The organism is Pseudomonas vlassakiae (assembly GCF_014269035.2).
Taxonomy (GTDB): domain Bacteria; phylum Pseudomonadota; class Gammaproteobacteria; order Pseudomonadales; family Pseudomonadaceae; genus Aquipseudomonas; species Aquipseudomonas vlassakiae.
The window spans coordinates 1-20261 of record NZ_JABWRP020000007.1; the positions used below are offsets into that span (position 1 = coordinate 1).

Genomic DNA, 20261 nt, shown 5'->3' on the forward strand with positions numbered 1-20261 from the left:
CCAAAAAACGCTGGCTCCTATCATCCGGCCCCTACGCTTCGCTCCGGGGTCCCCTCACTCCGGCGCCCTCCGGGCCCGCGCGGCCTACGACTTGCTACGCAAGTCTACATCTCGCGCCTTCGGCTACGCCGAAGGGGTGCTGCGCACCCTGGCCCTCCAGACGCCTGCGTTCGGCCTCCTGAAGTCGCATTCGGCGTTTGCTGAACTACCGCGCGCTTAGAAGCAAAAGCAAGAGCAAGAGCAAAAGCAAGAGCAAAAGCAAGAGCAAAAGCAAGAGCAAAAGCAAGAGCAAGAGCAGAACGATGGGCTTCGTCGACGGGATGGCAACAGTTGACCACCCGCCACCCCCCGCGTAGCCTTGCGACTTCGAGGTTCTTCGGCACTGCCGAAGCTAAGACGGGAACGCGGTACAAGCCGCGGCTGCCCCCGCAACTGTAGGCACCGACAATGGGTCGACACAGCCACTGCGCCAATGCGCGGGAAGGCGTCACCCCGCCAGCTGCTTGATGCACTGGAACGGTGCAAGCCAGGAGACCTGCCTCGAGACGATTTCGACTTTCAACCGGGCGGGGTGATCCGGTGGCGAACGAGCCCGGCCGGCCTGGCCTGCGGCTTTCGTCCCGTGTGCCCGCACCAACCTGCCAAGGGCAACGCGACATGAAAACACTGGCCAAGCTCCCCGTCACCATCGTTACCGGCTTTCTCGGCTCGGGCAAGACCACCTTGCTCCGCCACATGCTCGACAACGCCCAAGGCCGCCGCATCGCGGTCATCGTCAACGAATTCGGCGAGCTTGGCATCGACGGCGAAATCCTCAAGCAATGCAGCATCGGCTGCACCGAGGAAGAAGCCAGCGGCCGCGTCTATGAACTCGCCAACGGCTGCCTGTGCTGCACCGTGCAGGAAGAATTCTTCCCGGTGATGCGCGAACTGGTCGCACGCCGTGGCGACCTCGATCACATCCTCATCGAAACCAGCGGCCTGGCACTGCCCAAGCCCCTGGTGCAAGCCTTCCAGTGGCCGGAAATCCGCAACGCCTGCACCGTCGATGCTGTCATTACCGTGGTCGACAGCCCGGCCGTGGCCGCCGGCACCTTCGCCGCCTACCCGGAGCAGGTCGACGCGCAACGCAAGCTTGATCCCAACCTTGATCACGAATCGCCACTGCACGAACTGTTCGCCGACCAGCTGGCCAGTGCCGACCTGGTGGTGTTGAACAAGGCTGACCTGATCGACGCCGAAGGCCTGGCCAAGGTGCGTGCCGAAGTGGCCGAGGAGCTGCCGCCAGCCGTCAAGGTAATCGAAGCCAGCAGCGGCCGACTGCCGCTGGAAGTGCTGTTGGGCGTGGGCGCGGAGTCCGAGGCGCACATCGATGGCCGTCGCACCCACCACGATGCCCACCATGACGGCGACGATCATGACGATCACGACCACGATGCCTTCGACTCGATCTCCATCGACCTGCCCGAAGCTGACGAAAGCCTGCTGCTCGATGCCCTGACCCAGCTGGTGGTGGAATTCGGCATCCTGCGCGCCAAAGGCTTCGCGGCCATCCCCGGCAAGCCGATGCGCCTGTTGGTACAGGGCGTGGGCACCCGTTTCGACAAGCACTTCGACCGCGCCTGGCGCGCCGACGAGCCCCGCATCACCCGCCTGGTGCTGATTGGCCAGGACCTCGATGCCCCACAGCTGGAAGCGCGCCTGCGCCAGGCCCTGGGCGCCTGACCCATGCACCTGCTGCGGACCCAGCCCGGCGGCTTCGTGCCAGACGACAGCATCGCCGACCTCGGCCAGACGCCCGCCGACCTGGTGATCCTCTGCAGCGGCGACTCGCACCTGGCACTGCTTGCCGAAACCGCCGAGCAGCTGCCAGACGATTTCCCCAGCCTGCGCCTGGCCAACCCGATGCAGGTGCAGAACCATGCCTCGGTCGACTTGTATGTCGACGAGGTCCTGCGCCATGCCAAGGTAATCCTGGTGTCGCTGCACGGTGGCGTCGGCTATTGGCGCTACGGCGTCGAGCAGCTGGTCGAACTGGCAACGCGGGGCGTGCAGCTGATCCTGGTCCCCGGCGATGATCGCCCGGACCCGGAGCTGACCGGCCTCGGCACGGTCATCGGCGAGCCGGCCGAGCGGCTCTGGCACTACTTGCGCCAGGGCGGCAAGCGCAATGCCATCAACCTGTTCAACTGCCTGGCCAATCAGTGGCTGGGGCGTGACTACCCTTGGGACGAACCGCAGCCTTTGCCGCGCACTTCGGTGTATCACCCGCGCATACCTGGCGCACAGCTCGAAGACTGGTACAGCCACTGGAACAGTGAGTATCCGGTGGCACCGTTGCTGTTCTATCGTTCTCACCTGCAGGCTGCCAACACCACATTCATTGACGTGTTCTGCGAGCGCTTGCAGGCCGCCGGCCTCAACCCGCTGCCCATCGCGGTGGCCAGCCTCAAGGAAAGTGCCTGCCTGGAGCAGGTCGAAGCCTGGCTGGACGAAGTAGAGGCCGAGGTGTTGATCAACACCACCGGTTTTGCCCTCTCCAGCCCGGAACGGCCCAACCTGCGCCCGTTCCGTCGTGATATCCCGGTGTTGCAGGCCATCTGTGCGCAGGACAACCAGCCCGGCTGGGAGGCCAGCGAGCAGGGCCTGGGTGCCCGCGACCTGGCCATGCACATCGCCTTGCCCGAACTGGACGGGCGCATCATCACCCGACCGGTCAGTTTCAAGGACATGGCCTGGCGCAGCGAGCGCAGCCAGTCCGATGTGGTCTGTTACCGTGCTCACCCCGAGCGCATGGACTTTGTCGCCGAGCTGGCACGGCGTTGGGTCGAACTGGCGCGCCTGCCCAATGGGCAAAAGCGCGTGGCCCTGGTGCTGGCCAACTACCCGACCCGCGATGGCCGTATCGGCAATGGCGTCGGCCTGGATACCCCGGCTGCCGCCCTCAACATCCTCAAGGCACTGCAGGCCGAGGGCTATCCGCTCGCGCAGCTGCCAGGCAGCGGCACGCAACTGATTCACCAGCTGCTGGGCGGGGTGACCAACGACCTCGAACAGCTCGACCAACGCCCGTGCGCCCAGAGCCTGAGCCTGGCGGACTACCACGCGGCCTTCGCACGCCTGCCAGAGGCCAATCGGCAGGCCGTGCTGGAGCGCTGGGGGCCGCCCGAGCAAGACCCGATGTACCGCGCTGGCCGCCTGATGGTCGCCGGCCTGCGCTTTGGCCTGACCTTCGTCGGTATCCAGCCAGCGCGCGGTTACCAGGTCGACCCCAGCGCGGTGTACCACGACCCGGACCTGGTGCCACCGCATGGTTACCTGGCGTTTCACTTCTGGTTGCGTCATGCCTTTGCTGCCGATGCCGTGATCCACGTCGGCAAGCACGGCAACCTGGAGTGGCTGCCCGGCAAGGGCGTCGGCCTGTCCGCACATTGCTGGCCGGACGCGCTGCTCGGCCCGCTGCCCAATATCTACCCGTTCATCGTCAACGACCCGGGCGAAGGCGCCCAGGCCAAGCGCCGGACCCAGGCGGTGATCATCGATCACCTGATGCCGCCGCTGACCCGCGCCGAAACCTACGGCCCGCTGCGTCATCTGGAGCAACTGGCGGACGAATTCTACGAAGCCCAACTGCTCGACCCACGGCGTGCACGAGAGCTGCAACGTGACATTCTCGAGCTGGTCAAGGCCAACCATATCGACCGTGAGTTGCAGCTGGAGGGCCAGCTGGACGATGCCGCAGTGTGGTTGCCGCGCCTGGATACCTACCTGTGCGACCTCAAGGAATCGCAGATCCGCGATGGCCTGCATGTATTCGGGCAGTCGCCGCAGGCGCGCCTGCGCCTCGATACCTTGCTGGCCTTGCTGCGCGTGGAGCGGGGCGATGGTCGCGGTGGCAATGCCAGCCTGCTGCGGACCCTGGCCAAGGCACTGACGCCGGGCTTCGATCCTCTCGACTGCGACCTTGGCGAGGCCTGGTCAGGGCCACGCCCGGCGATGCTGCAGGCCGTGCAAGCGGGCGCTTGGCGCACTGCTGGCGATACCCGCGAGCGCCTTGAGTTGCTTGCGCTGCGCATCATCGAGCAGGCGCTGGAAGGGCCGGCGCAGCTGCCCGAGCAACCGCAGTGGCAGCCGGTGCACGAGGTGCTGGACTCTCTGCGCGAGCAGGTCGCTCCTGACCTGGATGCGTGCGGCGCTGCGGAGATCAATGGGCTGCTGGCCGCGCTGTGCGGGCGGTTCGTACCGGCCGGTCCCAGCGGTGCACCCAGCCGCGGCCGCCTGGATGTACTGCCCACCGGGCGTAACTTCTACACCGTCGATGTGCGCAACCTGCCCACCACCACCGCCTGGCGCCTGGGGTTCGCCTCGGCCAACCTGATCCTCGAACGGCACCTGCAAGACCATGGCGACCATCTGCGCCAGCTGGGTTTGTCGGTGTGGGGCACGGCGACCATGCGCACCGGTGGCGACGACATTGCCCAGGCCATGGCGTTGATGGGGGTGCGCCCGGTGTGGGCTACCGGCAGCCAGCGCGTCGACGACTTCGAGATCCTGCCACTGAGCCTGCTCGACCGCCCACGGGTGGACGTGACGCTGCGCGTCTCGGGCTTCTTCCGCGATGCCTTCGGCAACCTGATCCGCCTGTTCGATGCGGCGGTGCAGGCAGTGGCGGCACTGGACGAGCCGGACGACCTCAACCCGCTGGCCGCGCGGGTGCGCAACGAACGCGCCAGCCTGCAGGCGCAGGGCGTGGAGGCCGAACAGGCGGCGCGCCAGGCGGGATGGCGGGTGTTCGGGGCCAAACCAGGCGCCTACGGTGCCGGCGTGCAGAACGCCATCGACGGCCGCCTGTGGCACAGCCGTGAAGACCTCGCCGAGGTTTACCTCAATCATGGTGGCTATGCCTACGGTGGCCGCGATGAAGGCACCCCGGCGCGCGCCCAGTTCGCCCGGCGCCTGAGCCAGGTGCAGGCGGTGTTGCAGAACCAGGACAACCACGAGCACGACTTGCTGGATTCCAACGATTACTATCAGTTCCAGGGCGGCATGCTGGCCGCGTCGGAGACCTTGTCCGGTGGGGCAGTGGCCAGTTATCACGGCGATCACAGCCAGGTCGACCGGCCGCGGATCCGTACCTTGAAGGAAGAGCTGAACCGCGTGATCCGTGCCCGTGCCTTGAACCCGAAGTGGATCGACGGGGCGAAACGCCATGGCTACAAGGGTGCGTTCGAGCTGGCCGCGACCGTCGACAACCTGTTCGCCTTCGACGCCACCACGCACCTGATCGATGACCATCATTACCAGTCGCTGGCCGATGCCTACGTGCTCGACCCGGCGACCCGCGACTTCATGCGAGAGCATAACCCCGAGGCGCTGCGCGACCTCACCGAGCGCTTGCTGGAAGCCCAGCAACGCGGGCTTTGGGAAGCCCCCGGTGACTATCGCGAGGCCCTTGAGGAACAGTTGCTCGACGGCGAGGAACAGCCTTGAAATGAGTGAACCCGTGCAATTCCCACTGGCGGCCGTGGTCGGCGCCGAGGACCTCAAACTGGCCCTGTGCCTCACCGCCATCGACCCGAAGATCGGCGGCGTGCTCATCGAAGGCCCGCGCGGCATGGCCAAGAGTACCTTGGCTCGGGGCCTGGCCGATCTGCTGGGCGAGGGCCCGTTCGTGACCTTGCCGTTGGGCGCAAGTGAAGAGCGTTTGATCGGGACGCTGGACCTGGATGCTGCGCTTGGCCAGGGCAAGGCGCAGTTTAGCCCCGGTGTGCTGGCCCAGGCCGATGGTGGCGTGTTGTATGTCGATGAAGTCAACCTGCTGCCGGATACCCTGGTCGACCTGCTGCTGGATGTGGCTGCCAGTGGTACCAACCGCATCGAACGCGATGGTATTTCACATCGGCACAGTGCCCGTTTCGTGCTGATCGGCACCATGAACCCCGAGGAAGGCGAGTTGCGCCCGCAATTGCTCGACCGCTTCGGCCTCAATGTGGCGCTCGATGGCCTGCCGGCTCCCGAGGCACGCCAACAGATCATCCGTCGGCGGCTGGCCTTCGACAGCGACCCGCAAGCATTCTGCGAGCAGTGGGCCAGTGCCCAGGCGCAACTGCGCGAGCGCTGCCAGGCGGCGCGCCAGGGGCTGGCGGCGATTGCCCTGGACGATCAGGCGCTGGCCTGGATCACCGAGCGTTGTTTCGCCGCTGGTGTTGATGGCCTGCGTGCCGATCTGGTGTGGCTGCGCGCTGCCCGTGCGCATTGTGCCTGGCGCGGTGGGCAGGCGATCGAGGAAGGGGATGTCGACGCCGTGGCCGAATTCGCCTTGCGCCATCGCCGGCGCACGCCGGCCGAGGTGCCAGCCTCTGCGCCGCCCGGTGCAGCGGATGGCCGCGACAGGCAGGGTGAGGGTGGCCAGGGCGATTGGGGCGCACTGCCGGCGCAACCGGTGAGCAGCGGCGCACGGCGAGAGGTGCCGAACTGGGCAAAAAAGCCCTGAGCATCCGCCAACCAGGTTTGAAGGGGGCGGATGCCATGCCCCGTGCCGGAAAACTGCCAGGTGCCAGCCGAGGCCGCAGCCGTGCAGCCTCCGCTGGCCGGGTGGCCTGGCTGCCGACCTTGCTCAAGGGCCGCCCGAGGTTGCGCCAGGACCTTTGCTGGCAGCAGCGCCAGGCGCAGGCCAATGAACTGTGGCTGGTGATCGTCGATGCATCGGCTTCCACCCGGCGCCACCAGGCGCTGGCGCAGTGCAAAGGCCTGCTCGCCGAGCTGTTCGACCAGGCCTATCGGCAACGCGCCCGCCTTGCGCTGCTCACGGCCAGCGGTGGCGCGCCGCAGTGGCAGCGTCATGGCCTGAAGGCCTCGGCAAGCCTGCAGCCTTGGCTGCAGGCCCTCGGGGCTGGCGGCGGCACGCCTTTGATTGCAGCGCTCGACCAGGCCAGGCGCTGGTTGCAGGCCCGGCACAAAGCCCATCCCCACGAGTTGCAGCGCTGCCTGGTATTCACCGATGGGCGCCTGCAGCGCTGCAATGGCGTGCAGCCCATGCCTTGCGCAACGGTGCTGGTTGACATGGAATTGGCGCCAGTTCGCCTTGGCCGGGCGCACCAGTTGGCCACGCAATTACATGCCGTCTATCAGCATCTTGAGCAATTCAAGGAAAAGCAGTGAATAAGGCGGGACGGGATGGGCGCGACACTATGTCGCAATATGAAAGTTGCCTGGCAAGCCATCGCTAAGTTGCTCAAGTGCGTGCCGTGCACGCACTTGCAGAGTGCGCAACGCGATTATTTCGGCATTGACCAAGGTTGCAGGTCGTAACCTTTCTGCGACAGTTCGGCGCGGACTTCCTCGATCAGGCTGGCCCACTGTGCAGGGTCCGAATAGATACGCGACGATACTTGTTTGCTGCCGATACGGGTGCTGGTCCGGTCGATCACCGCAAGGCTCAGTTCGCCTGTACCGTTGGGCGCATCCCAGGCAACGCACTGGAAGGGTTCGAATGCGTGGTCGGCAATCAGCAGTGCCTCGTTGACACGGAGCGGTGCATTCATGGTTCGGTCTCTCTATGGTCCCAAACAGCGAAATGAGGTCCGCGTAACTGCTACGTCGCTTCAAGTGTTATCGCGATCCGCAGCGCGGGGTTACTCGTACTGATGCTCCAAGTTAGGGGTGGAGTCACACAGCGCATGTAAATTTTTTGCCGGTTACAGATTTTTTGTTTCCCGGCGCCGCTGTGACGCCAATGCATATGAAAAATTCCCGAGCCGGTTTGGTTCGTCAGACTCCGGCAGACAAACGGTCGTGGGCAGCGTCAAGTTCGTTGCTACTGTTAATTCGGCGCCGCAACTTACTGTTTTAGCGAAAAAAACCAACAATTGGCGCCAAGGAACGGTCATGCACGAGACTGCCGCCCTGCGTCGCTTGCTTATCGTCGACCCCTGCGACGATTGTCACCGTCTGCTACCCGGCTTGGAGAGTGCCGGCTGGGAGGTTCACAGTTGTGGCCTGGATCAGGCCCTGGAGCACCGTTGTGATATCGGGGTGTTGCGCCTGCAGGCCTCTCACTTGCGGCATCCGGACGCGGTCAAGGACATGATCAAGCGCAGCAACACCGAGTGGATAGCCGTGCTCAACGCCGAGCAGTTGCGCATGCAGAACGTCGGTGACTTTGTCTGCGAATGGTTCTTCGATTTTCACACCTTGCCGTTCGATTACTCCCGCGTGCTGGTGACATTGGGGCGAGCATTCGGCATGGCCCGCCTGCGCGGCAAGGGCACGGTGAGGGTGGATGGGCTGGAGCATGAACTGCTCGGCGACAGCCGGCCGATCCTGGAGTTGCGCAAATTGCTCGGCAAGTTGGCGCCTACCGAATCGCCTGTGTTGATCCGCGGCGAGAGCGGCACCGGCAAGGAGCTGGTGGCGCGCACACTGCATCGGCAATCCCAGCGCAGCGAAATGCCGTTCATCGCCATCAACTGCGGGGCGATCCCTGAAAACCTGATCCAGTCCGAGTTGTTCGGGCACGAGAAAGGGGCCTTTACCGGTGCCCATCAACGCAAGGTGGGGCGGATCGAGGCGGCCCATGGTGGCACCTTGTTCCTCGATGAAATCGGCGACCTGCCCCTGGAACTGCAGGCCAACTTGCTGCGTTTTCTGCAGGAAAAACACATCGAGCGGGTAGGTGGAAGCCAGCCGATACCGGTCGACGTGCGGGTATTGGCGGCAACCCACGTTGACCTGGAAAAGGCCATCGAACAAGGGCGCTTTCGGGAAGACCTCTACTACCGGCTCAACGTGTTGCAAGTGGTGACAGCGCCGCTGCGTGACCGGCATGGCGACCTGTCGATGCTGGCCAATCATTTTTCGCACTTCTACAGCCTGGAAACAGGCCGCAGGCCCCGCTCATTCAGCGACCATGCGCTGGCAGCGATGGGGCGCCACAACTGGCCGGGCAATGTCCGTGAACTGGCCAACCGGGTCAGGCGCGGGCTGGTGCTCGCCGAAGGGCGCCAGATCGAGGCCCAGGACCTTGGCCTGCAGGGCCTGGAGCAGGAGGAGCAGCCGCTGGGCACGCTGGAAGACTACAAGCACCGGGCCGAGCGCCAGGCGCTGTGCGATGTGCTGGACCGGCACAGCAATAACATGAGCATTGCCGCGAAGGTGCTTGGTGTATCACGGCCGACGTTCTACCGGCTGCTGCACAAGCACCAGATTCGTTGATCAGCTGGATTGGGCGATATGCCCGTCAGACAAGTCTTCCAGCGGCTCTTCCTCGCCAGGTAGCGCGGTGATCACGCTGAAATCACTGACCTCGACCTCGCCGCCGCCGTAGCCGAGCAGGTGGAAGGAAAACGCCTTGCGCATCGTCGGGTTATCGAACCCGAACTCGATTTCCAGGGGTTCGTCGGCCGTCACCCGGATCTCTTCGGGCAACCCCAGCGGCACATCCTGTTCCAACTCCTTGGCCTTGAGCTGAATATAGGCCGCGTGCTGCCGGTCCAGCGAACGCACCTTGACCCGCACCCGGGTGTGCGAGCCTTCGGGCATTTCCAGGTACTGCGCGCCGATCAGGTTGTCAGCCCAGTCGTCGCGTATGCGCGCCTGCAACTGAATGGCGGACGGGCCGCCGAACTGATAACGCAGGTTGAGCGGCGTCTGCAAAAGCGACTGGTCGAGCACGCCGGCCAGCGCGCCAATCTGCATACCCAGGGTGCTGTCGCCAGGGCCGAGGTAGCGGGCCTTGTCCGCGATGAAGCCTGGGCTGTCGTAGCGGCGGCAACGCTGCTGGAAATCGCACTCGGTGAAAACGCCCTTGCCGTCGTGGTAGCGCAGCATGCCGTTGGTGTAGGAAATCATCTCCCGGCCGCTGTCGTAATCGCGGAACAGCGAGCGCCCGCCAAGGGCGACCGGGATCGGCAGGGCAAAGTAGTCGAGCAGGGACGTGGCCAGGTCAACGTGGCCGTAGGTCCCGCGCTTGATGCGCGGCAATTGTGCTTGCTCGGGTGCCAGGGTCAGATTGAAGCCCCAGGACGAGGCCAGGCGTACGCCATCGATACCGTGGGACTCGTCCGAGGTGATCACCACCAGGGTGTCGTCGAGCACGCCCTGGCGTTCGAGGTTGTCGAGGAAGGCGCCGATCGCGTCATCGAGGTAGGCGACCGCCGCTTGCTTGGCGGTGTCGAAGCGCTGCAGGTAGTCATCGGGGGCGGAGTAGGGCTGGTGGGTCCCTACGGTCAGCAGGGTGAGCATCCATGGGCGGTCTTGCTGTCGCAGCTGGCCAACATAGTCCAGGGCGCCTTCAAAGAAGGCATGATCATCCTTGCCCCAAGGGAATTCCAGGTAATTGTCGTTGCTGAACCACTCCAGGCCGTGCACCGAGTCGAAGCCGACATGCGGCATGATCCGGTCCTTGGCCATGAAGCGCAGGCCCGCGCCTTGCAGGTAGTGGGTGGTGAAGCCGGCCTGGCGCAGCTGTGCTGGCAGGCAGGCCTGGTTGCGCTGCTGCTGGGTGAGCAGTTCGACCCCCTTTGGTGTGCCGTTGGCCAGCTTGTCATAGTCGCCACACAGCATCGCGTACAAGCCGCGGATGGTCTGGTGCGTGTGCAACACGTAGTCCGGGGTGTTCATGCCTCGTTCCGCCCAGTGGCTGAGCTTGGGCATCAGGTCTTCATCGAAGCGGCTGTGCAGGGCCTGGCGGTTGGGGCGCACATAAGCGCCAGGGATGCCTTCGAGGGTGATCACCAAGAGGTTGCGGGCACGACCCGGGGCGGCCAGCAGCTTTTGCCCGCTCAGGTCATGCTGGGTCAGGCCGGCACTTGGCAACGGCGTGACGGCGGGCGCCCGACCGGCCCAGTGCAGGGCGTGGCGCTCCAGGTCGCCGACGGCCGCAGACAGCAGTTGATGAGCAAGCGTGTACTGGCGCCACTGGTCAGCGTCGCTGGGCGCCAGGTGCTGGCTGCCCCAGTGTGCAGCAAACAACAGCGCCGGAATGGCCCAGGCCTTGCGCGGGAACTTCGCACCCGGCTGCCTGCGGCTGCGCCAGGCGCTCCCCAGCCAGACCAGCAGGCCGCCCGCGAGCAACAGGGGCAGCCAGGCATGGGCCAGACCGCCGCCGGTGGAGTTTTCCATGAATTGCGGGTCGAACAGATAGCTCAGGTCGGCACTGGTCGGCAGCCTGCCCACGGCGCTGACCAGCTCGGCCGAAGCCACCCACAGCGCGGCCCAGGCCAGCAGAACCGGCAACGCCAGCCACCATGCGCGGCGCTGTAACAGCAGCACCAGCAGACTCCCAAGCGCCAAATCCGACAGATAGCCATACGGGCTGGACCAGCCCAGCAGGGCGCGCACGACCAGGGGGATCACCAGCACCAGAGTTGCCAGGGCGAGCAGCCGGGTGCGTGGTGGGCCTTGCAGGTTTTTCACGAAACTTTCCTTTTTGCCATGAAATCGTCACACATTTGTGCGCGATGATAACAGGCCGATTCCCGGAAAGCCGTTGGCTACAAGGTTGGTAACCAATTGGGGCGCGATGCGCCCCGCATGTCAGAAGTAATACGGGAACTTCAGACTAAAGGAAAAATCCGGTGCATCGTCTGTCAGACCAATCGACAAGTTCGGCACGATCGTCAGGTTGTTGGAGGCAGCAAAGGTCAGGCCGACGTTGAAGTTGGCGGCGTTATAGTCGCTGTTGGTGATCGATTGCCAATCACCGCCATCGGGCTTGATCTTGCTCTTGCGGGCGAACTGATCGGTGACCGAGAACGACATACTCATCTTCTCGTTGAGGGCAAAGGCAATACCCCCACCGATCTGCCAGGAATCGCCGAGTTTCACATCGCCCGGCACCTTGGTGTTTACCTGCGGACTGATGTCGCTGAACGAGTCCTGCATGTTGTAGGTGTACGACAGGCTGCCGAACAGCACGGCAGGGTCGAAGGTCTTCACCAGCGACACGCCCGGGGTAATGGCCCACACCCCGTTGCCGGTCGGCAGGTCCTCTGGCACCGCCAGGTTATCGTTGCCCGCCACCTGTTGCAGCTTGATGCCGTACGGGTCTTTGCCGGTTGGCGCCTTCACGCGCAAGGTGGCAACGGCATCCGGCCAGGTATCCGACTCGTCGAGGAATTTGTAGGCGATACCGAAGTTGACGTCGCCGAGGGTCGGGTCACGGGTGACCGATGCGTCGGAGGTGGTGCCGGCGGCGCCGCCTGCCCCCCCGGAGGAATAGGTGGAGTCGCGGTAGACGATGGGCACGTTGATGTCGAACTGCCAACGCTGGTCGACGTTGTAGCGCGCGGTCAGGTCCAGGGTCCAGTTGTCCGCCTTGATGCGGTCGATGTTGATGTTGCCGAGGAAGATCGAGTCCAGTGCCAGAAACCCGTTGAGCACCAGGGCGCGGGTATCGTAGTGGGTGTAGGTGAGCCCGGTTTCGACGCTGAACTTGCCGCCACCGAAGAAGCCGCTGGCCTCGTCATACAGGTTGGACACGCTTTGCGCCGGTTCCGAATTGTCCTGCAGCGACTGCCCATACGAGGCGCCACTGCTGCCTGGCGTACCCGTGGCCACGGTCTGGCCGCCTTTCACGCCCTCTGCGGGGGACCTGGTCAGGCGCTTTGGTTGCGGCTGGGCGGGAGCTTCCTCGACCTGCTTGAGCCGCTGTTCCAGCACCATCAATGCGTTCTGTTGGGCTTCGTAGCGCTGTTTCAGCGCTATCAGTTCCTGTTTGAGTGCTTCGACCTGAGGGTCGGTTGCCGCCTGTAGCAGAGTGGCCGGGGCCATTGTGGTAAAGCAAACGAGAGCTCTGAACGTCGACAAACGATGCATGGATTAGCCGTCCCTTCTGACTGCATACGATGAGACTTGAGCGTAGATCAGTATCCGAGATTGCGAATGCCTTTAAGCTGCTCAAGATTGGCGCCCACGGAACCGGCCATCGGTGCACTGTCGCGGAGCACGACATTGAGTGAAGTCAGGTTGCTGACCCGGTTGCTGGCCCCGAGCAGGGTGGTGTTCTGCATCAGCCCACCTTGGCCCAGGCTTTGTACCGAGTTGCCCTGGTTGCCGTTGGCGACGATATTCATCTGCACGCCAGCTCCCGTGGACGACACGCTCAAGGTGCCAGCGCCATTGCTGCCGACCAGCGTGGCGCCTGCAGCCAGGGCCTGGCCTTGCGGTTGACTGGCCGGCGCTTGGTTGCCTTTGGTGACATTGATGTCGACATTGTTGTTGGCTGCGTTGAAGTCACCGGCAGCACGTACCACCTGGGTCACCCCTTGGGTCGTGTTGAGGCCGCTGCCACCGCTGACGGTACCGGTGCCGGTGCTGGTGTGCGCGCTGCCAGTGCCTTTTTCATCGATCATCGAGACGTAGAACTGTGGCTTGAGGGTCGACTGCTGCACCTGCATCGCCGAGGTTGCGCCAATCACTTCGCCATTGGCGTTCTGCCAGGTGCTGGTCATGACGATGCCAAAGCTCACGATCCGCCCTGGCATCACATAGCGGCCACGCAGGTTGGCCAGCTCCTGGTCCTTCAATTCGATCGGTTTGAACGTTTCTGCATGGGTTGGCAGGCTGGCAGCCAGGCAAACCACTGCCAGCCAGAGGGAAGTCTTCATGGGTTCTCCCTGAGCGTCTTGCCCTGCGTCATTGAAAAGGTCGTTAGAAGAAGTCGCTTTGAATGAAACCAAAGTCCATCAACTCTGCATCCGGCACCGGGGTGAAATTGCTGATGCGGTTCTTGGCGCTCAGCGGCAGCGGTGGGTCGAGCAGGATGTTGTTCTTGTCATAGCCCTTGCCGATCACGGCGAAGATGATGCCGTTCCAGCCTTTGACGAAGTCGTCGAGCTTGAAGCGCTTGTGCCCCAGCACCGGGTCACCGATATACACCCAGCCTCTGTCGACCTTCTGCATCACCACGAAGTGCTTGTAACCGCGGATATCCATCAGCACCACCACCGGGATGCGGATGCTGTTCAGGGTGTCGGGGGCTACCTTGTAGCCGCGTGCCCGCATGCCCAGGCTTTCCACGTAGTGCTTCATGTCGAGCATCGAGAAGCCTTGGGTTCGGACCAGGTCTTCATTGGCATGGGCCAACATACCCTCGATCACCTGGTTTTCATCCACGTCCAGCCAGTAGGCCTGGCGCAGGATGGTCGCCAGCGAGGCCGCGCCACAGCTGAAGTCGGTTTTTTGCTGGACCAGGTCGGCGAACTTGCGCTCGCGGATGCTCTGGACCGGCTTGTAGATCACCGCACCACCCGGCAGCACGGACAACGGCATCTGGGAGGCTTCGCCGACGCTGGCGATGCACAGCACAAATGCCAAGGCGAAAATGCGCATGTTCGACGCCCCCTGCCTTTTTCTTGTTGGAAAGAGGCTCCCCGAAGGGAGCCTCCAGACCGCAGTGGTTACATCGAGGTGTTGGAGATGGCCAGCGAGTTGCTCTGCTGGTTGCCTACACCCGCTGCCACGTTCACGCCCAGGTTGCCGCTGCCACCGTTCACCGAACCACTCAGGGTGGCGGTGTTGGTCACAGGGTTGGCCCAGCCGGTCGGGGTCAGCACCTGGAACGACACGGTGTTGCTCAGGGCATACTCGCTAGACTCGCTGAAGCTCTTCGAGATGCTGTCCGACGATTGCGACGCTTTCTCGCCAGCTTTCTCGTAGGCCGAGGCACTGGCTTTTTCCCATGCCGATGCGTTGGCCTTCTCGTAGGAGGTATCGCGAGACTTGTCGTAGGACGAGTCATGGCTGCGGTCATACGAAGAGTCGTAGGCTCTGTCGAAAGAGGAGCTCAGCGACTTGTCGAACGACGAGTTGCTGGACGACTCATGCGACTTGTCGACCGATGCATCGAGTGATGCACTGAGCGATGTGTCGAAGTCAGAGCTGCGCGAGCGCGTGAAGTTGCCGAAGGTTTGCGACGACGAAGCGCTGCCATTGGCGCTGGCATCGAGCGATGCGCTGACCGTGGTGTTGGAAGAAGAGCTGTGGTCGCGGCTGGAAGAGCCGTTTGCAGCCCAGTTGTTGGAGCCGCTGGCGGTCGAACTGTTGCTGCCGCTGGCGCTGCTGCTGTTGGAGCCGCTGGCGGTCATGCTGGTCGAACCGCTGGAGCTGCTGCTCTTCGAACCGCTGGCGCTGGCGCTCTGGCTACCCGACGCGCTGTAGCTGGAGCTGGAGCTCTTGTCGACGCTGGCATCGAAGGAGCCGCTACGCGAGGCCGAACCACTCGAAGACGTGGTGAACGACAGCGTATCAATGGTGTAGGTCCGGTCGGCACGGTTGTTCACGGTCAAGCCAGGGCCGTTCTGATCGGCCGAAGCAGTCGCGCTGGAGTTACCGATAGGCGCTGCGTTGTTGGCGATGGCCATGGTATTTTTCTGCTGGTTCAGGTCGCCGCCAGCAATGTTGATACCAATGTTGCCGCTGCTGCCGTCGGCCGAGCCACTCATGACGGCGGAGCTTCGGGTCGACCAGTTATTGACGGTGTTGTTGTTGCTGCGCTGCGTCACTTCAGCGTTCGCAGTAGCGGTGCCGAAGACAAAGCTGTTGTCGATGTCGGCATTGTCGGAGGAAGTATTGGCGATGGCTGCGGCATTGTCTTGCTGGTTGCCGTTACCTGCCGCCACGTTGACACCCACGTTGCCGCTGGCGCCAGCACCTGAACTGCTCATCTCGGCTTCGTTGATGGTGCCTTCGTTGTGGATGGTGTTGCCAGTGCTTCGCTGGGAATCAGTGGCTTCAGCAGAAGCACTGGTGAACACAGCCCTGTCCATTTGCCGGTGGTGGTTATTGTGATTGTCGTGTCCGCGACGATTGTTCTGATCCGCTTGTGCAGCAACAGCCATGACCGCAGCAATTGCGAAAACCAGAGGCTTGATTGCCATCGAGGGTTTCATGGTGTTTCTCCGTCTTTAGGTTAAGTGTTGTTCTTACCTGTACCTTCCGGGTCAGTTCGCGACCCTTACGCTCAGGGTGTTTGCCGTCTGGTTGCCCACCCCGGCGCTCTGATTCAGCTGGATGACCCCGCGGCTACCGGTGAATGCCTGGTCACCGGTGGTGACATGGCGATAGCCGGGTGAGGTATCAGCTGGATCGGAGCTGTTGATCAGCGCCACGTTCTGTTGCAGCAGGACGCTGTCATCGATGCTTTGCGGTTGTGTACTGATGCTGATGCGCAGGGCATTGGCCTGCTGGGTCGCAGCCCCCGCGCTCTGGTTGACGCCCAGTGCGCCGCTGCCATGACTGAAGGCATTGCCCTGAATGCTGGCACTGGCGCCCATGTTAGGGTCGACGATGGACGACTGGCGCTGGCGGATCTGGGTGCTCGCATTGGCCTCGTGGCCGGTGGCTATTGCCCGTGCGTTGGCTTGTTGCTGGCCATCGCCGGCGGCCTGGTTGACGCTGAAGTTGCCTTGGTACTGTGCGCCGGAATTGTCGATGTTGGCGTCGTTGAGCACCGGAACCGGCGAAGGCATGGGGGCTTGCGCCAGCGCCGAGGTACTGCTCAACAGGGCCAGGAGAAACAGCGTCTGCCTCATCTCATTTACCTCCCGTGAGGATCTGCAGTGGGGCAAGACCGCGCTGTACGCTTGAGTTGACCATGTTGGATATGCCGTTGCCCGAACCCGTCCCGCGGCCAGCAGCCTGGTTCGTCAACTGCGTCTGGTTGCCGATGTGGCCGCCAAGGTTGCCGGTCGGTTGGGTGATCAAGGAGGAAATGCCCGTGCCGCTGGTGATGCTGGCGAAGTCACCATCGCTCAGTTCGTTGGTCTGCTTGAGCACTTGCGCGGAGGGGTTGGCGTTGGCGGTGGTGGGGTAGGGGTCGGGGGCCAAAGGGGCGCGAATGGCCATGCGCGGCTGCACATCGCGGGTGATCACGATGATGCCGTTATCAGCGCGCACGCAGAGCGCCGAACCCAGTGCACAGCCGACCAGCAACAGGCGAAAAATGCCTTTATCCAGTTTCCCCATGACGGCGACTCCTTCTTCGAGCGCTGGTCTTGTTCAGCGGTGCGAAGGAGGAGAGCGAAAGCCGTGCCGGTTTTGGATTTCCGATAAGAATCAGTGTGTTGAGCGCATTGCCTGAACAAACTGTGAATTTGCTGTATCAACGCTGAGACAGATTTTCAGTGAAAGCGCGTTTGGCCCAGCATTTGCGTTACCCGAGGGGCCTTTTTCACGAATGTTTCACAGCCTTGACACTGCCCCCATAAATGGCGTTGAGCCCGCAGAAACAGGGGCTTGGCCTCAGCCGGGTGTGTCATGGGATTAACACTCGGTGGGGCAGAGCGGGGTTTTCCCCTGCAGCAGGCGCTGAACCGCCAGCAGGGCCGCGGCGCTGCGTTGCTGCCAGTCGCCTTCAATGATCTGCAGCGGTTGCCCGTGGCGCTCCAGCCAGCGACGGCTGTCGTCGAAAAACGCCTGGCGGTCGGCAAGGGCTGGCTGGCTGCGCTGGCCATCGTCGACCCAGCCTACGCCTTGCGGGCTGAGCAGCAGATGCAGGTCGTAGCGGCGGGCAAGCAACGCCTGCTCCAGCCAGGGCGGGCACGCGGCGAACAGGGCCTGGCTCCACAGCATGTTGCTGAGCAGGTGGGTATCGAGGATCAGCAGTTCAGGCGCCTGCTGGCGGGCCTGGTCTTCCCAGGCCAGCTGGCCGCGGGCGATGGTGGGGATATCGGCATAGCAGGTGTCGCGGCATTCCTGGTCGATGAAGTGGCGAACGTATTCGGCCACCACGATGCCGCCGAAATGCGCCTGGATTTCACCGCTGAGCCAGCTTTTGCCGCTGGATTCGGGGCCGCACAGCACCAAGACCTTCATGCGTGCCCCACGGCCGGGTCACGGCGCCATTCCAGCCAGCCGCGTACCGCGATCAGGGTCAGTACGGCAAACAAACCCGCCGTGAAGTACAGCTGCTGGTGCAGGTACTGGCCGACATAGACCACGTCCACCACGATCCACAGCGGCCAGCACTGCAGGCGCTTCTGTGCCATCCACAGTTGCGCAACCAGGCTGAAGCCGGTCAGCGTGGCATCCAGCCAGGGCAGGGCGGCATCGGTCCAGCTGGCCATCGCCGCACCGAGGGCCACGCTCAGCAGCAGCCCTGCCAGCAACCCGCCGAACAACGCCCGGGTTGGCAGGCGCGAGACCTGGCGAGCGTCCTCGACCCGGTCCGGGCGCTTCCATTGCCACCAGCCATACAGCTGCAGCACGGCGTAGGCCAGCTGCAGCAGCATGCCCGAGTACAGCTTCACTTCGTAGAACAACCCGCCATAGATCAGCACCATGACCAGGCCGATCGGCCAGCACCAGGCATTCTGTTTGACGGTGAGCCACACGGCGGTGACGCCGAGCACGGCGGCGAGGAGTTCGAGGCCGGACATCGGCGATCCCAGGTTGGCAAAGGGCGCCGATTGTAGCGTGTGCAGGGCAGGAGGTGTAGCGCACAACCCGCGGCGGCCCGCCTGGCGGGCCGGTGATCACGCCCGGTTCAGACGCGGAATTGGCGCAATAGTTGTTCAAGCTCCTCGCTCAGCTGCCCAAGAGCCATGCCGGCGTCGCTGGACTGGCGCGCGGCATCGGCGGTCTGCTGGGACAAGCTGGCGGTGTCCAGCACATTGCGGTTGATCTCCTCGACCACCTGCGACTGCTGCAAGGTGGCACTGGCGATCGACGCATTGAGTGCCGTGAGGTTATGCAGCGCCTGGCTGATGGCAACGAGGCTGGTGCCGGCCTCGCGGGCCTGGTGCACGGTCTGGCGCGAGGCCTCGCTGCTGGTATCGATGGCTTTGACCGCGGCATCGGATTGGCCTTGCAAGTGCTCGATCATGGTGTGGATTTCGGCCGTCGATTGCGCGGTACGTTGCGCCAGCAGGCGGACCTCGTCGGCAACCACGGCAAAGCCACGGCCCTGCTCGCCAGCGCGAGCGGCTTCGATGGCAGCATTGAGGGCCAGCAGGTTGGTCTGTTCGGCGATAGCGCGGATCACTTCCAGCACCCCGCCGATCTTCGTGCTGTGCCCGGCCAGCTCCCGGATCACCTGCACGGCCTGTTCGATGGTCACCGAGAGGCGGTCGATCTGCTGCAGGCTGCCGTGAATGGCCTGCTGGCCGTGTTCCACCTGCTGCTGCGCGGCGCGCATCTCAGCGGCGGCCTGTTCGGCGGTCTTGGCCACGTCCTGCACGGCATAGGTGACTTCGTTGACCGCCGTCGCCACCTGGTCCATCTGCAGGGACTGCTGGGCGCTGTGCTGCTGAGCAGCGCCAGCGTTGTCGCCCACATGCCCGGCCGACTGCGCCAGGGCATGGGCGGCACCCTGAAGCTGGCCGACGACCCCTTGCAGTTTGCCGTTGAACTGGTTGAAGTGCTGGCCCAGGTGGGTGATCTCGTCGTGGCCGTGGGTGTCCAGGCGGCGGGTCAGGTCGCTTTCGCCGCTGGCGATGTTGCCCATCGCCTGCACCGCTTCCTGGAGGGGGCGGGCAATGCTGCGGGCAATCAGCATGACCACCAGGGCCATCAGCACGGCGATGGCCAGGCCGACCAATGAGGCATCACGCAACTGGCGGGCGAATTCGGCTTGCACATCGTCGACGTAGACGCCGGAACCGATGATCCAGCCCCAAGGCTCGAACAGCTGGATATAGGAGGTCTTGGCCACCGGCTCGCTGGCGCCCGGCTTGGGCCAGCGATAGTCGACCGGGCCGGCGCCCTGGCTGCGGGCGAGGGCCACCATCTCGTTGAACACGGCGAAGCCGTCCGGGTCGCGAATGGCGGAGAGGTCCTGGCCATCGAGCTTGGGGTTGGCAGGATGCATGATCATCTTCGGCCCCAGGTCGTTGATCCAGAAATAGTCGTTCTGGTCGTAGCGCAGCGCCCGCACCACTTGCAGGGCTTGCTGCTGCGCCGCCTCGCGGCTGAGCGTCCCGGCGGCTTCCAGGCCCTGGTAATAGGCCAGTACGCCAGCGGCGGTCTGCACCACGTGGCGGGTTTTTTCCGCCTTGGCCTGGTACAGATCGCCATGGATCTGGCGCAGCATCAGCAGGCCGAGCATCACCAGCATGCCCACCGCAACCACCAGAATCAGCCATAACCGACGGCTGATCGACATCGACCGCAATGCCTTCATCGAATCCTCTCCTGCATTGTTCTTTTTATTCAGGTGCATCCAAGCATGCTTTGCAGATGGCAGGCACTCGACTAATGGCTAAGTGCTACTTATTGGCTACTCTGCCACAGGCCGAGCGCGCGTTTGCCTTGCCGCTTTGATA

At 63.7% G+C, this 20261-nt stretch carries 16 protein-coding genes, 1 pseudogene and 1 riboswitch; of the genes and pseudogenes, 5 read left to right on the forward strand and 12 right to left on the reverse strand.

Features of this window, described 5'->3' with window-relative positions; translation table 11 throughout:
• The first annotated feature begins 352 nt into the window (after positions 1–352).
• Positions 353–557, forward strand: a riboswitch (cobalamin riboswitch).
• 100 nt (positions 558–657) lie between these two features.
• From cobW to HU738_RS10875, 4 genes are read left to right on the forward strand one after another with little or no spacing between them, the layout of a single operon-like run.
• The gene (gene cobW, locus HU738_RS10860; protein WP_186602235.1) at positions 658–1725 is read left to right on the forward strand and encodes a cobalamin biosynthesis protein CobW; all 1068 of its coding nucleotides are present in this window, start codon (positions 658–660) and stop codon (positions 1723–1725) included.
• Positions 1726–1728: 3 nt separating this feature from the next.
• Positions 1729–5490, forward strand: coding sequence for a cobaltochelatase subunit CobN (gene cobN, locus HU738_RS10865; RefSeq protein ID WP_186602237.1), 3762 nt, complete (start codon positions 1729–1731; stop codon positions 5488–5490).
• Position 5491: 1 nt separating this feature from the next.
• Positions 5492–6493: a magnesium chelatase ATPase subunit I gene (locus HU738_RS10870; protein ID WP_176506425.1), complete on the forward strand. Its 1002-nt coding sequence runs from the start codon at positions 5492–5494 to the stop codon at positions 6491–6493.
• A 35-nt stretch (positions 6494–6528) separates the two neighbouring features.
• On the forward strand, positions 6529–7161 hold the full coding sequence (locus HU738_RS10875; protein WP_186602239.1) for a vWA domain-containing protein: 633 nt from the start codon (positions 6529–6531) through the stop codon (positions 7159–7161).
• A gap of 116 nt (positions 7162–7277) precedes the next feature.
• Here HU738_RS10875 and HU738_RS10880 read toward each other — a convergent pair whose 3' ends face one another.
• Positions 7278–7544: a hypothetical protein gene (locus tag HU738_RS10880; protein WP_054886513.1), complete on the reverse strand. Its 267-nt coding sequence runs from the start codon at positions 7542–7544 to the stop codon at positions 7278–7280.
• A gap of 343 nt (positions 7545–7887) precedes the next feature.
• On the opposite strand from HU738_RS10880, the gene HU738_RS10885 reads away from it, so the two are divergent.
• Complete coding sequence (locus tag HU738_RS10885; RefSeq protein WP_054886512.1) at positions 7888–9213, forward strand: sigma-54 dependent transcriptional regulator; 1326 nt, start codon at positions 7888–7890, stop codon at positions 9211–9213.
• Here the strand turns inward: HU738_RS10885 and HU738_RS10890 are convergent, their stop codons facing one another.
• The 11 genes and pseudogenes from HU738_RS10890 to HU738_RS26350 all read right to left on the reverse strand — a co-directional run.
• A complete protein-coding gene (locus tag HU738_RS10890; protein ID WP_186602241.1) occupies positions 9214–11415 on the reverse strand; it encodes an LTA synthase family protein in 2202 nt (733 codons plus the stop codon).
• Between the two features lie 120 nt (positions 11416–11535).
• Positions 11536–12816 carry a fibril amyloid transporter FapF gene (gene fapF, locus HU738_RS10895; RefSeq protein ID WP_176506422.1) on the reverse strand — a complete coding sequence of 427 codons (1281 nt, stop codon included), beginning with the start codon at positions 12814–12816 and terminating at the stop codon, positions 11536–11538.
• Positions 12817–12863: 47 nt separating this feature from the next.
• The gene (gene fapE / locus HU738_RS10900) at positions 12864–13607 is read right to left on the reverse strand and encodes a fibril amyloid subunit FapE (protein ID WP_186602242.1); all 744 of its coding nucleotides are present in this window, start codon (positions 13605–13607) and stop codon (positions 12864–12866) included.
• A gap of 43 nt (positions 13608–13650) precedes the next feature.
• Positions 13651–14331, reverse strand: a complete 681-nt coding sequence (gene fapD, locus HU738_RS10905; RefSeq protein ID WP_186602243.1) for a fibril amyloid maturation endopeptidase FapD — start codon at positions 14329–14331, stop codon at positions 13651–13653.
• Positions 14332–14399: 68 nt separating this feature from the next.
• The gene (fapC, locus tag HU738_RS10910; RefSeq protein WP_186602244.1) at positions 14400–15890 is read right to left on the reverse strand and encodes an amyloid-like fimbrin subunit FapC; all 1491 of its coding nucleotides are present in this window, start codon (positions 15888–15890) and stop codon (positions 14400–14402) included.
• A 51-nt stretch (positions 15891–15941) separates the two neighbouring features.
• Complete coding sequence (gene fapB / locus HU738_RS10915; RefSeq protein ID WP_186602245.1) at positions 15942–16532, reverse strand: fibril amyloid subunit FapB; 591 nt, start codon at positions 16530–16532, stop codon at positions 15942–15944.
• 1 nt (position 16533) lies between these two features.
• Positions 16534–16965 carry a functional amyloid chaperone FapA gene (gene fapA, locus HU738_RS10920; RefSeq protein WP_186602246.1) on the reverse strand — a complete coding sequence of 144 codons (432 nt, stop codon included), beginning with the start codon at positions 16963–16965 and terminating at the stop codon, positions 16534–16536.
• Positions 16966–17262: 297 nt separating this feature from the next.
• A complete protein-coding gene (locus tag HU738_RS10925; RefSeq protein WP_186602247.1) occupies positions 17263–17814 on the reverse strand; it encodes an AAA family ATPase in 552 nt (183 codons plus the stop codon).
• The gene (gene pnuC, locus HU738_RS10930; RefSeq protein ID WP_186602249.1) at positions 17811–18377 is read right to left on the reverse strand and encodes a nicotinamide riboside transporter PnuC; all 567 of its coding nucleotides are present in this window, start codon (positions 18375–18377) and stop codon (positions 17811–17813) included. Before pnuC ends, HU738_RS10925 begins: the two co-directional genes overlap by 4 nt.
• 107 nt (positions 18378–18484) lie before the next feature.
• On the reverse strand, positions 18485–19219 hold the full coding sequence (locus tag HU738_RS26345; protein ID WP_371870289.1) for a methyl-accepting chemotaxis protein: 735 nt from the start codon (positions 19217–19219) through the stop codon (positions 18485–18487).
• A gap of 138 nt (positions 19220–19357) precedes the next feature.
• Positions 19358–20158 (reverse strand): annotated as a pseudogene (locus HU738_RS26350) (cache domain-containing protein); the annotation flags it as partial.
• Positions 20159–20261: the final 103 nt, after the last annotated feature.

Coding starts and splice junctions, on each gene's coding strand:
- fapC (WP_186602244.1), bottom strand. CDS start 15,890: ATGAAACCCTCGATGGCAATCAAGCCTCTGGTTTTCGCAATTGCTGCG.
- fapB (WP_186602245.1), bottom strand. CDS start 16,532: ATGAGGCAGACGCTGTTTCTCCTGGCCCTGTTGAGCAGTACCTCGGCG.
- HU738_RS26345 (WP_371870289.1), bottom strand. CDS start 19,219: ATGGACCAGGTGGCGACGGCGGTCAACGAAGTCACCTATGCCGTGCAG.
- cobN (WP_186602237.1), top strand. CDS start 1,729: ATGCACCTGCTGCGGACCCAGCCCGGCGGCTTCGTGCCAGACGACAGC.
- pnuC (WP_186602249.1), bottom strand. CDS start 18,377: ATGTCCGGCCTCGAACTCCTCGCCGCCGTGCTCGGCGTCACCGCCGTG.
- HU738_RS10875 (WP_186602239.1), top strand. CDS start 6,529: ATGCCCCGTGCCGGAAAACTGCCAGGTGCCAGCCGAGGCCGCAGCCGT.
- HU738_RS10880 (WP_054886513.1), bottom strand. CDS start 7,544: ATGAATGCACCGCTCCGTGTCAACGAGGCACTGCTGATTGCCGACCAC.
- HU738_RS10885 (WP_054886512.1), top strand. CDS start 7,888: ATGCACGAGACTGCCGCCCTGCGTCGCTTGCTTATCGTCGACCCCTGC.
- fapE (WP_186602242.1), bottom strand. CDS start 13,607: ATGAAGACTTCCCTCTGGCTGGCAGTGGTTTGCCTGGCTGCCAGCCTG.
- fapD (WP_186602243.1), bottom strand. CDS start 14,331: ATGCGCATTTTCGCCTTGGCATTTGTGCTGTGCATCGCCAGCGTCGGC.
- HU738_RS10925 (WP_186602247.1), bottom strand. CDS start 17,814: ATGAAGGTCTTGGTGCTGTGCGGCCCCGAATCCAGCGGCAAAAGCTGG.
- fapA (WP_186602246.1), bottom strand. CDS start 16,965: ATGGGGAAACTGGATAAAGGCATTTTTCGCCTGTTGCTGGTCGGCTGT.
- cobW (WP_186602235.1), top strand. CDS start 658: ATGAAAACACTGGCCAAGCTCCCCGTCACCATCGTTACCGGCTTTCTC.
- HU738_RS10870 (WP_176506425.1), top strand. CDS start 5,492: ATGAGTGAACCCGTGCAATTCCCACTGGCGGCCGTGGTCGGCGCCGAG.
- fapF (WP_176506422.1), bottom strand. CDS start 12,816: ATGCATCGTTTGTCGACGTTCAGAGCTCTCGTTTGCTTTACCACAATG.